Annotated in this window: 12 protein-coding genes and 1 riboswitch; of the genes, 7 read left to right on the forward strand and 5 right to left on the reverse strand. The window is 63.2% G+C overall.

Annotated features, from left to right (window positions below; genetic code table 11):
• The first annotated feature begins 13 nt into the window (after nt 1–13).
• The 4 genes from ABMA32_RS09720 (at nt 14) to ABMA32_RS09735 (ending at nt 2,708) form a co-directional block, all read left to right on the forward strand.
• Nucleotides 14–961, forward strand: a complete 948-nt coding sequence (locus tag ABMA32_RS09720; protein WP_349013574.1) for an alpha/beta hydrolase family protein — start codon at nt 14–16, stop codon at nt 959–961.
• Nucleotides 962–1,002: 41 nt separating this feature from the next.
• The gene (locus tag ABMA32_RS09725; RefSeq protein WP_349013575.1) at nt 1,003–1,473 is read left to right on the forward strand and encodes a YaiI/YqxD family protein; all 471 of its coding nucleotides are present in this window, start codon (nt 1,003–1,005) and stop codon (nt 1,471–1,473) included.
• 58 nt (nt 1,474–1,531) lie between these two features.
• Complete coding sequence (locus tag ABMA32_RS09730; protein ID WP_349013576.1) at nt 1,532–2,188, forward strand: DUF1345 domain-containing protein; 657 nt, start codon at nt 1,532–1,534, stop codon at nt 2,186–2,188.
• A gap of 136 nt (nt 2,189–2,324) precedes the next feature.
• Entirely contained in the window at nt 2,325–2,708 is a 384-nt protein-coding gene (locus ABMA32_RS09735; RefSeq protein WP_349013577.1) for a helix-turn-helix domain-containing protein, read from the forward strand.
• A gap of 6 nt (nt 2,709–2,714) precedes the next feature.
• On the opposite strand, the gene ABMA32_RS09740 is transcribed toward ABMA32_RS09735, so the two are convergent.
• Nucleotides 2,715–3,716, reverse strand: a complete 1,002-nt coding sequence (locus ABMA32_RS09740) for a hypothetical protein (protein ID WP_349013578.1) — start codon at nt 3,714–3,716, stop codon at nt 2,715–2,717.
• A 202-nt stretch (nt 3,717–3,918) separates the two neighbouring features.
• Nucleotides 3,919–4,007, forward strand: a riboswitch (glycine riboswitch).
• A 148-nt stretch (nt 4,008–4,155) separates the two neighbouring features.
• On the opposite strand from ABMA32_RS09740, the gene gcvT reads away from it, so the two are divergent.
• From gcvT to gcvP, 3 genes are read left to right on the forward strand one after another with little or no spacing between them, the layout of a single operon-like run.
• Nucleotides 4,156–5,256 carry a glycine cleavage system aminomethyltransferase GcvT gene (gene gcvT / locus ABMA32_RS09745; protein WP_349013579.1) on the forward strand — a complete coding sequence of 367 codons (1,101 nt, stop codon included), beginning with the start codon at nt 4,156–4,158 and terminating at the stop codon, nt 5,254–5,256.
• Between the two features lie 6 nt (nt 5,257–5,262).
• Complete coding sequence (gene gcvH, locus ABMA32_RS09750) at nt 5,263–5,631, forward strand: glycine cleavage system protein GcvH (protein WP_349013580.1); 369 nt, start codon at nt 5,263–5,265, stop codon at nt 5,629–5,631.
• Nucleotides 5,632–5,643: 12 nt separating this feature from the next.
• On the forward strand, nt 5,644–8,451 hold the full coding sequence (gcvP, locus tag ABMA32_RS09755; protein ID WP_425475512.1) for an aminomethyl-transferring glycine dehydrogenase: 2,808 nt from the start codon (nt 5,644–5,646) through the stop codon (nt 8,449–8,451).
• Between the two features lie 61 nt (nt 8,452–8,512).
• Here gcvP and ABMA32_RS09760 read toward each other — a convergent pair whose 3' ends face one another.
• From ABMA32_RS09760 to ABMA32_RS09775, 4 genes are all read right to left on the reverse strand, one after another.
• On the reverse strand, nt 8,513–9,664 hold the full coding sequence (locus ABMA32_RS09760) for a GGDEF domain-containing protein (protein WP_349013581.1): 1,152 nt from the start codon (nt 9,662–9,664) through the stop codon (nt 8,513–8,515).
• A 223-nt stretch (nt 9,665–9,887) separates the two neighbouring features.
• Nucleotides 9,888–10,358, reverse strand: a complete 471-nt coding sequence (locus tag ABMA32_RS09765; RefSeq protein ID WP_349013582.1) for a tetratricopeptide repeat protein — start codon at nt 10,356–10,358, stop codon at nt 9,888–9,890.
• 130 nt (nt 10,359–10,488) lie between these two features.
• Nucleotides 10,489–11,451: a type II secretion system F family protein gene (locus tag ABMA32_RS09770; protein WP_349013583.1), complete on the reverse strand. Its 963-nt coding sequence runs from the start codon at nt 11,449–11,451 to the stop codon at nt 10,489–10,491.
• Nucleotide 11,452: 1 nt separating this feature from the next.
• On the reverse strand, nt 11,453–12,406 hold the full coding sequence (locus tag ABMA32_RS09775) for a type II secretion system F family protein (protein ID WP_349013584.1): 954 nt from the start codon (nt 12,404–12,406) through the stop codon (nt 11,453–11,455).
• Between the last annotated feature and the right edge of the window lie 2 nt (nt 12,407–12,408).

Below are 12,408 nucleotides of genomic sequence, written 5' to 3' on the forward strand. Positions count from 1 at the left end.
GAGGATGATCGCAATGGCGGCACTGGCAGTGCTCGCCATTGCGGGGCTGTACGTGGCCTACGCCGGCTGGCGCGTTTCGTCGGCCCTCGACACGATCCTGCGCGCGGGCACACCCCTCGCGCAGGGAGAAGGCCAACCTGTCGCCCGGCGCCCCGAAGACATCGGCTATGTCGGCGACCCCGGAGAGGCGTTCGGGTACCCTTTCGAGACCGTTGCGATCAACACCGAGCTGGGACCAGCTCCGGCATGGGTCGTCCAACCTGAGACGCTGTCGGACTCGCGTTGGGCGATCATCGTCCACGGCATAGGGGGCCGGCGCGAAAACGGCTATCGCTTCCTGCCGGTCCTGCGATCGGCCGGACTGCCTGCGCTCGTCATTTCCTACCGCAACGATGTGGAAGCACCGCCCTCGCCCAACGGGCTGTATTCGCTGGGGCTGACGGAATGGCGCGACCTGGAGGCCGCCGTCCGGCTTGCGCTGGGGCGCGGTGCCTCCGGCGTCGTGCTGGTTGGCGAATCCATGGGCGGCGCGATCATCGGCCAGTTCCTCCACCGCTCGGACCTTGCTTCCGAGGTGGAGGCGCTGGTCCTCGACGCTCCCATGATCGATGTCGGCTCGACATTGTCGGCGCTTCTCGCCCGGCTCGGCGTGCCTCTGCCCGAAATGTCGACCTGGGTGGGACTGCGGCTGAGGTCCCTGAACTATCCGATAGACCTGAAGGAGGCAGTGGTCATCGGCGAGCTTGCAGGATTTGCGGGACCTCTCTTCATTTCGCATGGCGTTGGAGACCGCATCGTCTCGGTTGCCAGCAGCGATAGGCTTGTGGAGATACGGGACGGCCCCACCGAGTATCTGCGCACCGACGCAGACCATATCGAGTCGTGGAAGGAAAACCCCCGGCGATATGACCAGGTGCTGGCGGCATTCCTCCGGTCGCTGCAACCGCCCGGCCTCGAGTGACGGCACTGGCGCGGTATGTCTATCTCGCTTAAAGGCGACCCATGAATGAAGCCCAGCCCAGCATCTACGTCGATGCCGATGCCTGCCCAGTGAAGGAGGAAGCGATCCGTGTCGCCGAACGCCATGGTCTCGTCATTACCTTCGTATCCAACGGCGGGCTCAGACCGTCGCGCGATCCGATGATCCGCAACGTCGTCGTCTCGAAGGGCGCGGATGCCGCTGACGACTGGATTGTCGAGAACGCCAAGGCCAACGACATCGTCGTCACCGCGGACATTCCCCTCGCCGCGCGCACGGTCGCGCTTGGTGCGCTTGTCATCGGGCCGACCGGCCGGCCATTCACGCAGGAGACGATCGGGATGGCGGTGGCCATGCGCGATCTGAAGCAGCATCTTCGCGAAACCGGTGAAAGCAAGGGTTACAACGCCAGTTTTACCCCGCGCGACCGCTCCGCTTTCCTCGGCGCGCTGGATGTCGCGGTGCGGCGGGCGATGCGCGCTGCATCTGCCTGACAGTTGCGCGGAATGGCCCTGCGGTATCTGATCAAAGCGCGTACACCGGATCGGCATTATGAAATCCCTGCGCCGCTATGCCCCCTTCTACGCCGCACTGTTGTGCGGTCTCGGCGCGCTGGGGCTGGCGCTTTGGCTGATACCCGAACTGGCCGTGCAGGTCGCCGCGAACGCCTTCTTCATCGTCTACCTGGTCCTGGAATTCCTGAAGTTCCGTCGATTGACGCCGGACTTCCTGAGGAAGCACGCGGCCAGCACCGACGAACCAGCCTGGGTGATCGTGCTGGTCACTTTCGGGGCCGTGGTTGCGGCGGTCGGCTCGCTGTTCCTGCTTTTGAACCGCGGTGGCCAGCCAAATGCGCTCGACCTTGCTCTGTCGCTCACCTCCGTGGCGCTTGGCTGGATCAGCATCCACACCATGACTGCGGTGCACTATGCCCATCTCTACTGGCGACCGGACGGCAGCGCGGTGGACGCGGCCGGCGCACGCAGACCGCATCAGGGCCTTGAGTTTCCCGGCGACGACGAGCCGGGAATCTACGACTTTCTCTATTATTCTCTGGTCATCGGCATGACGGCGCAGACAGCCGACGTGAACATCACGAAGACCCGCATGCGCAAGCTGACGCTCGTCCACGCCGTCGTCTCGTTCTTCTTCAACACCGTCCTTGTCGCGGCCGCCGTAAACGTCGTCGTTTCACTCGCGGCAGGCTGAACGCCTTCTCAGTTTAAATTACTGATTTTACGACGATATTCCTCCTTCCTTGTATGTGAGCGATATGGCTGTAGAATGGATTAGTCGGCGCTGGAGCGCTCGGCCAAATCCATCATAAATTCAGGAGGCATTTCTGGTGTCCGACACCACGAACATCTTTGAGGAAATACCTGACGACGACACGATTGGCGGGCGTATATCCCGCGCCCGCGAGGCGGCCGGACTGAGCGTCAAAGACGTCGCCTGGCGGCTCGGCGTCAAAATGGCAACGGTGAAGGCGTGGGAAAGCGATCGCTCCCAGCCCGGTTCGCATCGTCTGTCAAATCTTTCCGGACTGCTGCAGGTCAGCCTGTCGTGGATCATCCATGGCGTTGGTATCGGCCCGTCGGACCTCCTTGCCGACGAGACAAACAAGGAGATGACGCAGCAACTCGACCAGCTCCGCCTGCTCCATGTCGAAACCGGCCAGTTGATCGAGAGGCTGAAGGGTGAGGTCGAAAGGATAGCCCAGGCTCGCTAGGCGATCTCAGGCCACCTTTTCCAGCAAAGAGCGGAGCGCAGGATGCACAGAGGGAGAGGTTTCCCTGATGAACCGCACCAGCGCCAGCTCGTTGTCCTGGATGCGCCCGTCCTTGCCGATCCGGTCCGCCAGCCATTTCGCTTCGTCGCTTTCGCAGCGTTCGGCCCGACGGCGGCAGCTGTCATTCCACTGGTTGCGCGCTTCCCATTCCGCGTCGATATCGACAGCCTTCCGGTAGGCGGCGAGCAGTTCGCAGCCGCCGGACTTCGCCATGCGGGCAAGGAACCCACCGATGTCGGCATCCGCGCGGTCCAGGAAGTTTTCCTGCCGCAACGCAACCTCGCGGGTTGGCGCCTGATAGCCAGACGCGCACATAACGAAATTGGCAACGGCCTTTACGAACAGGTCATCCCAGGACGCGTCGTTGCGCGCGCCGGCAACCGCATCGTTGATCTGGAAAAGCACTTCCGCCTCGGCACGCGTGATGGCGATATTTCCGTCGCCGCCGAAGGCGTAAAGGATACGGCGCAGCAGATCGACCTCGTCCCTGTCGACCACGCCGCGCGCGTGATCGCCCTGCTCCATCAAAGGACCGACGCCCTCGGCGACCGCCAGCCTGACCTGATCGAGCGCGAATGCCACGAGCCTGTCGGTCGAGAATTTCGACTGTTCGAGCACACGGACCAGCAATTCGAGTTCCATTGCGCTGTCGACCCTGCCGTCATGCGAAATCGCGCCGATCAGCCAGTCGGCCTTCTTTGCCGAGACGTAGCCGGACGGCTTTTCCTGATGAACCAGATAGTCGGTCAGCGCCTCAACGAAGAACACACGCCACTCGGGGCATTGCTCTGGGCAGGCATCGTTGAGCGAGAAAATCGCCTTGGCTTCGTCGCAGACGACCAGCCCGTCGCGGAAGATCAGGCTCCTCAGTTCCAGCACGTCCAGCGGTGTGATTCGTCCGCTCGATTCAATCTGCGCTATGCGTCCCGATGCTTTTTCCTCGCCCACGCCCGTAGCCCCCTTTTGGCTTCCGCCTGCTCGCGGCGGCGGTTTTTTAGACAGGCATATATTAGCAGGACGTTTTTTAAGAACTGCAAAGGGGCTTGGTTAGCAAAGCGCTTCCGCAGTGCGGTTCCGGTAGATGCCGCCGGCAGGTGACAAAGCGTCGTGCATGGGCTATGCGTTTCTTTGTCCGGGGCTTGTTTTGGCCCATCTGTTTGCGGGAGAGAGCGGTCGATAGACCGCCGCCGAAGGGGAAATCGCCCGAAATCTCTCAGGCAAAAGAACCGTAGACGGAAAGGACACTCTGGAAAGTCGGGGGCCACCCCGCGCCGAAGGTGTAAGCGTCGCCGACAGAGCTCCGGCTGCGCGAGTCTCTCAGGCTTCAGACAGAGGGGCACGAATCGGTCGCATTCCGCGACCGCTTGCGTGTGTCTCTGGAGAAGCCATGACGGACGGGCAGTTTAGATCTCTTCCACTCGAAGATTTTCACAAGGCAGCCGGGGCGCGTTTCGGCGGCTTCGCCGGCTGGTCGATGCCGCTCACCTACCCCCCCGGCGTGATGAAGGAACACCTTCACACGCGCGAGCATGCCGGCCTGTTTGATATCTCGCACATGAAGCTGTTCGAGGTTTTCGGGTTGGGAGCAGCCGCGCTGCTGAGCCGCGCCTGTCCGCTTGACGCCTCAGGGCTCGAGCCAGCGCAGTCGAAATATACTTTCTTCCTGACCGAGACGGCCGGCATCATAGACGACCTGATCGTGACAAGGCTCGGGCCGGAACGTTTCATGGTGGTCGCCAATGCGGGAAATGCTGCGACCGACGAGGCGCATCTGAAGGCTATTGCCAAGGAGTTCGCTGTCACCGTCAAACCTCTCGACCGCGTTTTTCTGGCCCTCCAGGGGCCTGATGCTGCGGACGTGTTGGCCAAGGCCGGCATTCCGACAGACGCGCTTATCTTCATGCATGGGATCGAACCCCGCCCCAACTGGTTCCTCAGCCGCTCCGGCTACACCGGCGAGGACGGTTTTGAGATCGGCCTGCCGGAAGTCGACGCCCGCCAACTGGCGACGACGCTTCTGGAAGACCCCCGCGTGCAATGGATCGGCCTTGCCGCGCGCGACAGCCTGCGGCTGGAGGCCGGGCTCTGCCTGCACGGGCAAGACATCACGCCTGACGAAAACCCGGCTTCGGCCGGGCTGATGTGGGCGATCTCCAAGGACGTTCGCGCCAGCGGCGGCTTTGTCGGCGCGGAAGCGTTGGGCAAGATCCTAGCCGAAGGCCCGGCTGAAAAGCGCGTCGGCCTGAAACCCGAAGGGCGGCAGCCAGTGCGCGCCGGAACGGCGCTCTTCGATGCCGATGGCAACCCCGCAGGCCGCGTCACCTCCGGCGGCTTCGGGCCGTCCGCCGCCGCGCCGGTCGCCATGGGCTATGTCGACGCCGCTCTGGCGAAGCCCGGAACCCGCCTCTTCGCCGACGTGCGCGGCACGAAAATACCAGTCGACGTTTCACCGCTTCCATTCACGCCTCATCGCTACCGAAAGGGATAATCTCCTATGGCAACGACCTACTTCACCGAAGACCACGAGTGGATCCGTGTCGCGGACGGCATCGCCACTGTCGGCATCACCGACTACGCACAGGAACAACTCGGCGACCTCGTCTTCGTCGAACTGCCCGAAGTCGGCAAGGCACTTAAGAAGGGCGACACGGCTGTCGTGGTCGAATCCGTCAAGGCCGCGTCGGACGTCTATGCGCCCGTCGATGGTGAGGTCACCGAGGCAAACGGCGCGCTTTCCGGCGACCCCTCGCTCGTCAATTCGGCGGCCACGGGTGATGGCTGGCTCTGGAAGATGAAGCTCGCTGACGAGAGCCAGCTTTCGGGCCTGCTCGACGAGGCCGGCTACAAAGCCCACATCGGCTGATCGGAGGCCATCATGACTGTATCGACCTACAGCTTCGCCCGCCGGCACATCGGCCCCAGCCAGGCCGACACACGCGCCATGCTTGCGACGATCGGCGTGCCGTCCGTCGAGACCCTGATCACCCAGGCGGTGCCGCAGTCGATCCGGCTGGATCGTCCGCTCGCCCTGCCCGCATCGGCGACGGAGGCCGAGGCGCTGGCTGAACTGGCGACCAAGCTCGGCGCGAATACGGTCATGAAAAGCTTCATCGGCGCCGGCTACCACGGCACGATCGTGCCGCCGGTCATCCAGCGCAACATGTTCGAGAACCCGGCCTGGTACACCGCCTACACGCCCTACCAGGCAGAGATCAGCCAGGGCCGGCTGGAGATGCTGTTCAACTTCCAGACACTGGTCGCCGAACTGACCGGCCTGCCGGTCGCGTCCGCCTCGCTGCTGGACGAGGCGACCGCCGTCGCGGAAGCCATGGGAATTGCCTTCCGCCATCATCGCGAAAAGCGCACGAAGGTGGCGCTGGCCGGACCGCTGCATCCGCAGGTGATCGACGTGATGCGCACCCGCGCCGAACCGCTCGGCATCGAGATCGACGGAGCTGACATCGACGACAACACCGCCGCGTTGATCGTGCCTTGGCCGGACACGCACGGCGTCTATGGCGACCATGGCGCTGCGATCGAGAAGGCCAAGGCGGCCGGCGCAATCGTCGTCTTCGTTGCCGACCCATTGGCCCTGACTCTCACCGAACCCGTCGCCGCACTCGGCGCGGATATTGCCGTCGGCTCCATGCAGCGCTTCGGCGTGCCGCTCGGCTTCGGCGGCCCGCACGCGGCCTATTGCGCAGTTTCCGACAAGCTGACCCGGCTGATGCCCGGACGCCTCGTCGGCCAGTCCGTCGATGCACACGGCCGCCCCGGCTATCGCCTCGCGCTGCAGACGCGCGAGCAGCATATCCGCCGCGACAAGGCGACCTCCAACATCTGCACCGCGCAAGCGCTTCTCGCCAACATGGCCGCAGCCTACGCCATCTGGCATGGCCCTGAAGGCCTGCAGGAGATCGCAGGCCGCGTGCACGGTCTGGCGGCGCGCCTCGCCGACGCGCTGAAAAACGTCGGTCTGCCTGTCTCCGGGGAGAGCCGTTTCGACACTGTCACCGTGGAAGTAACAGGCAAGGCCACCGGTATCGCCGCGCAGGCGCAGGTGGACGGGCGTCTCCTGCGCGTCCTCGACGCCGATATGCTCTCGATCGCCTTCGACGAGACCTCGACCGAGGCAGACCTCAAAGCCATCGCGGCCCTGTTCGGCGCGACAGTGCCAGACAACGCCGCAGGCGACCTGCCCGGCAAACCACGCGGCAAGGCCTTCCTGAGCCAGCCGGTTTTTCACGAGAACCGATCAGAAACCGAGATGATGCGGCTCCTGCGCCGCCTCTCCGACATGGATCTGGCGCTCGACCGCACCATGATCCCGCTCGGCTCCTGTACCATGAAGCTCAACGCCGCAGCCGAGATGATGCCGGTAAGCTGGGCCGATGTCGGCAATTTGCACCCCTTCGCGCCGCCTGCGCACACCGCTGGCTATCGGGCAATGTTTGCCGACCTCGAGGCATGGCTTGCCGAGATCACCGGCTTCCATGCCGTTTCGTTGCAGCCCAATGCCGGCAGCCAGGGCGAGTTCGCCGGACTGCTGGCCATCAGGCGTTACCACCTGTCGCGCGGCGACGCGAACCGCACCGTCTGCCTCATCCCCTCCTCCGCGCATGGAACCAATCCGGCGAGTGCCGCGATGGCGGGCATGCGCGTGGTCGTGGTGAAATGCACGGACGAAGGCGACATCGACATCGACGACCTCAAGGCCCGCGCCGCCGAGCACGCGCAAAACCTTGCCGCGCTGATGATCACCTACCCATCCACGCACGGCGTCTTCGAGGAAGGCGTGAAGGAGATCGTCGCTGCGATCCACGAGCATGGCGGACAGGTCTATCTCGATGGCGCCAACCTGAACGCCATGGTCGGGCTGGCGCGGCCGGGCGACATCGGCGCTGACGTCTGCCACATGAACCTGCACAAGACGTTCTGCATCCCGCATGGCGGCGGCGGTCCGGGCGTCGGGCCGATCGGCGTCAAGGCGCATCTCGCGCCGTTTCTGCCCGGCCACGTCACGGAAGGCACCGCGCATGCGGTCGCCGCCGCCGCCTTCGGCAGCGCGTCCATCCTGCCGATCACCTGGATGTATATCCGCATGATGGGTCCGGCGGGACTGAAGCAGGCGACCGAAATGGCGATCCTCAACGCCAACTACATCGCAACGCGGCTCGGTGCGCATTTCCCCGTCTTGTTTAAAGGCAAGAACGATCGCGTCGCGCATGAATGCATCCTGGACACGCGCGTGTTGAAGGACAGCGCCGATGTCAGCGTGGAAGACATCGCCAAGCGCCTGATCGATTACGGCTTCCACGCCCCGACAATGTCGTGGCCGGTCGCAGGCACGCTGATGGTCGAGCCGACGGAAAGCGAGCCGAAAGCAGAGCTCGACCGCTTCTGTGAAGCGATGATCTCGATCGCGGGCGAAGCGTCGAAAATCGAGAAGGGCGAATGGCCGCACGACGACAATCCGCTCGCCAACGCACCACACACCGCTGCCGAGACACTTGCCGGCGAATGGAAGCACGCCTATTCGCGGCTGGAAGCGGCCTATCCCGCCGGAGACTCGAATGCCGCGAAATACTGGCCGCCTGTCTCGCGCATCGATAATGTGGCGGGCGACCGAAACCTGGTCTGCTCCTGCCCGCCGCTCAGCGAGTATGTGGACGCCGCTGAGTAGAGGTCTGTGTTTTTCGATATCTGATGTTCCTCGGCCGCAACGACGAGGAACATCGACAGGCCTAGCCGACGAGGCGCAGTTCTCCGCTTTCGATGCGATTGCGGCCAGCGCGCTTGGCCGCATAAAGCGCGCTGTCGGCGCGCGCCATGACGTGTTCGACGGGGACGCCCTTGCCCTGACCGAACGCTAACCCCGCACTGACCGTACAACTGAAGTGTTCGCCCTTGGCAGAAACCATCTGGACGGCCGCAAAAGCACTAAGAATGCGCTCGGCAATGCCCCTCGCCTCCTGCAGCGACACGCCGCGCATGACCATCGCGAATTCCTCGCCACCGAGACGGGCCTTGGGATCGCTTGACCGGCCGTGTTCCCGCAGCGTATCGGCAAAGCTCCGGATGACGTCGTCGCCGACGGCGTGACCGTGACGATCGTTGATCCGCTTGAAATGATCGAGATCGAACAGGACGACGGCCTCATTCTCAAGCAACGTATCCGAAATCGCGGCAGCCAGGCCGCGACGGTTCAGCAGCCCGCTCAGGGGATCGCTCATCGCGGAAAGCTGGTTGCGTCTCGCCAGACGCATCTGGTCGAGCGACAGCGTCATCGCGCCGGCGCCGGTCAGCGCAAGGATCGAAATCGCGGTGTTAAGTTCTTCCGCCCAGTTCTGGGGCGGGTAGCCGATGCTCCACTGGCCGTTCGCAGCGATGACAAGGCCGCAGAGCGCAAAGCTCACCCCGGTCACGATATAGAGGAACGCCAGACTGCCGACCGCAAATGGCGATTCTCTCCATCGCTCGACGTAGGTCAGGCCACCGAGAATCAGAAGCGTTGCCGTCAGCATGTTCTGGATCACGAGTGCCACGCCGTCATAGCCCACGGCAAAGATCGGAGGGACGATCGCGAGATACGGCAGCGATATCCACAACACCGTCCTGAGCAGCCTGAACTTCGCATCGAAATACTGGCGAACCGACGCATAGAGATAGGCGGCGCCGATCGGTTGGAAGGCGCAGGCCAACACGCCCGCCACGACTGCTCCGCTGCGCGCATAAATCCAGTATGCGAAGACATGCAGGATAAGAAAGCCCACGCCGACGGCCCAGCCTACCTTGTAGTAGGATTTGCGGTCCGTCAGCCACATGGACAGCATCGTCAGGCTGATGCCGATGCCTGCCACGGCGGCGCCAAGCAGCATCGAGGTCATGTCGAACATAGGAACTACCCGCGAATTCATGCCGTCTGCGGCCTGATCTTCGTTCCCTCCACACTAACCAGACGCAGTCGCTTGTTTAGCTGACCGGCACCCCGTCTTCCACATCGAATGCGGCCCGCCTGCGTGAACTTGGTTTCCAAATCGTTAACTTGGCAGGCCCATGGGCTACCAACGCTATCGGACCTCTCTTGCCGGGAAGATCGCGTTGATTCAAACGAGTCCACTATTCCTTGGCCAGAAGCGCCAGGTTGGCATCGACGACGGCCGGGTCTGCCATCCCGTTCCTGGCTTCATTGAGCAGCTGCCGCGCCTTTTTGCGGTTGCCGCGCAGAAGCTGCGAATAGCCCATGTTGTTCAGCACCTCGGGCCTGCGCCCGGCTACCTTCAGCAGCTGGTCGTAGGCGCGGTCTGCAAAGTCGAACCGTCCGAGCTGGTCGTAGGACGCAGCGAGGCCCATCCATGCTTCCGAATTGTCGGCCCGCAGTTCGACCGCCTTGCGGAAATGCCGTTCTGCGAGCCCGTAGTTTGCCTCGCGGAACTGCGCCTTGCCGGCCGAAAGATCGGCTGCGCTGACATCCGCGGGCACAGGCGTGATCGCCGTCGTGGCCGTCTTGTCGACACCCTGCGTCGTGCAGCCGCCGACCATCAAAGCCGCGCATATAGCGGCTATCCCCGTAGAGGTTAGCTTGCCCATTGTCCCTGTCCCGCCCGCCCGGTTTCCCCGGGTCGTTAACACAGCGACATTAGCTCAAAGGCTTTTAAACTTGGTGCCCAAGCGCGCTTAAGATTGGCTTACCGCGTCACGCTTCGTTTACCGCGGAGATTCAGTCCGCGGTCACCTTTACCAGGATCGGGATAATCGCCACCATCAGAACAACCGGCAGAATGCAGACCGTCACCGGCACCGACATCTTGGCCGGCAGCGCATGCGCCTTCTCCTCGGCGAGAGACATGCGCTTGTGACGCATTTCGTCGGAGAAAACGCGAAGCGCGCCAGACAGGCTGGTGCCGAGTTCCTTCGACTGCTGCAAGAGCGTGGCGAAGGACCGCACCTCGTCCAGGCTGAGGCGATCGGCGAGCGACTTCAACGCATCGTCAAGGCTGCGTCCCGCGCGCAGCTCCAGCGAGACAAGCACGAGGTTCTGGCTGAGCGACGGATAGGTGTTCGCCAGTTCCTTCGAGACGCGTTCGATCCCGGCCTCCATCGCCATGCCGGCATCGGAGCAGACGATCATCAGGTCCATGAAATCGGGGAAGCCGTTGCGGTACTCGCGCATCTTCGCCGAGATAAGGCGCGACAGCACGAAGTTCGGCACGAAATAGCCAACCGCGCCCGCGATGAGCACAAGCGACCAGCGGCTGAACGTCGTCGCCTCGGCGCTCGCCAGCCAGTTGTTGATCAGGACGGCAAGCACGGCGCCCGCGAACAGGCAACCAAAGCGGATCAGGAAGAAGGTTCCGATCGCGCCGGGATCCATGTAGCCGGCCTGGATGAGCTTCAGCCGCAGCCGCGCCACGTTTTCCGGGTCGCTCTTGGCATAGAAGTCCTGTGCCGTCTTCGCCGCCTTCTGCCGCACCGCACCCGGGTTTTTCTTCTTTTCAGGCTCCGGGGCCACGACCGCAGTCACAGCCTCGACTTTCAGGCGGCGCTTGACGTCGTTCTGTTCGCCGCGCTGGGTCAGCGTCGACCATGCGACCGCCAGCCCGCCGCATGCAAGCAGCAGGATCGCCACCGGCATCAGCGATGTCGGGCGAAGCGAGGCGAGGAAGACGATAAAATCCTGCATGTCAGAACTTGAAGGTCGCCATCTTGAACATCATCGCGTTGCCCAGCATCAGCCACACGACGGAGCCACCGAGGAGATACCAAGTCATCGGCTCGTCCCAGACACTGGTGTAGAAATGCGGCATCAGGACCATTATGGCCGCCCCCAGAAGGCATGGCACCGCCGTCAGGATATAGGCGGACATGCGACCTTCGGTGGAGATTGCACGCACCTTGCGCTTCAGCTTGCCGCGCTCGCGGATGGTCATCGACAGCCCATCCAGAATTTCCCGCAGATTGCCGCCCGACGAGTTCTGGATCGAAACGGCCGTGACGAAGAGCGGCAAATCTTCGTGTCCCACGCGCTCATGGAGGTTGTGGAGCGCCGACACGAGATCGGAGCCATAGGTAACTTCGTCCGCGATTACGCCGAACTCGGTGCCTATGGGGTCGGGCATCTCGCGCGACACCATTCCGATCGCCACCGGAACGGGATGCCCCGCCTTCAGACTGCGCGTGATCAGTTCCAGCGCTTCAGGCAACTGGATGCCAAAAGCCTTGTGGCGCCGGTTGCGACGGAATTTCAGAACCTGCAGCGGGATAATGGCGCAGGGAAACGGAAACAGGACGAGCGCGAAGAGGATCGGCAAACCGTAGACGACGGCGGTTGCGACGACAGCCAGCGCCACGCCCGACGTGATGCCGAGGAACTTCGGCATCGGCATGGTCACGCCCGATTGCACGCGGAGCTTCTTTATCCAGTCCATCGACAGGAACGACCTGCCCTCCAACCCACGCTCCTTGCGCAGCTGGATCAGCACCTGTTCCTGGCTGATCTTCTTTTCCTGCAGCTTCACGCGGCGATTGATCGCGGCGCGGCGGTCCTGCCGGCCGGCATAGAGCAGATAAAGCCCCTCGGTGATCATGATGCCGAAAAGCGCTGCGCCGATATAGACGATGTAGAGCGCGCCGCTCATGA

Origin of the sequence: Mesorhizobium quangtriensis (genome assembly GCF_040081925.1) — a bacterium.
In the GTDB taxonomy this organism is placed as follows: domain Bacteria; phylum Pseudomonadota; class Alphaproteobacteria; order Rhizobiales; family Rhizobiaceae; genus Mesorhizobium_K; species Mesorhizobium_K quangtriensis.

Bases quoted from the DNA above. Each gene is read 5' to 3' on its own strand.
- ABMA32_RS09730 (WP_349013576.1), top strand. From the start codon at position 1,532: ATGAAATCCCTGCGCCGCTATGCCCCCTTCTACGCCGCACTGTTGTGC.
- gcvP (WP_425475512.1), top strand. From the start codon at position 5,644: ATGACTGTATCGACCTACAGCTTCGCCCGCCGGCACATCGGCCCCAGC.
- ABMA32_RS09770 (WP_349013583.1), bottom strand. From the start codon at position 11,451: ATGCAGGATTTTATCGTCTTCCTCGCCTCGCTTCGCCCGACATCGCTG.
- gcvT (WP_349013579.1), top strand. From the start codon at position 4,156: ATGACGGACGGGCAGTTTAGATCTCTTCCACTCGAAGATTTTCACAAG.
- ABMA32_RS09775 (WP_349013584.1), bottom strand. From the start codon at position 12,406: ATGAGCGGCGCGCTCTACATCGTCTATATCGGCGCAGCGCTTTTCGGC.
- gcvH (WP_349013580.1), top strand. From the start codon at position 5,263: ATGGCAACGACCTACTTCACCGAAGACCACGAGTGGATCCGTGTCGCG.
- ABMA32_RS09765 (WP_349013582.1), bottom strand. From the start codon at position 10,358: ATGGGCAAGCTAACCTCTACGGGGATAGCCGCTATATGCGCGGCTTTG.
- ABMA32_RS09720 (WP_349013574.1), top strand. From the start codon at position 14: ATGGCGGCACTGGCAGTGCTCGCCATTGCGGGGCTGTACGTGGCCTAC.
- ABMA32_RS09725 (WP_349013575.1), top strand. From the start codon at position 1,003: ATGAATGAAGCCCAGCCCAGCATCTACGTCGATGCCGATGCCTGCCCA.
- ABMA32_RS09760 (WP_349013581.1), bottom strand. From the start codon at position 9,664: ATGTTCGACATGACCTCGATGCTGCTTGGCGCCGCCGTGGCAGGCATC.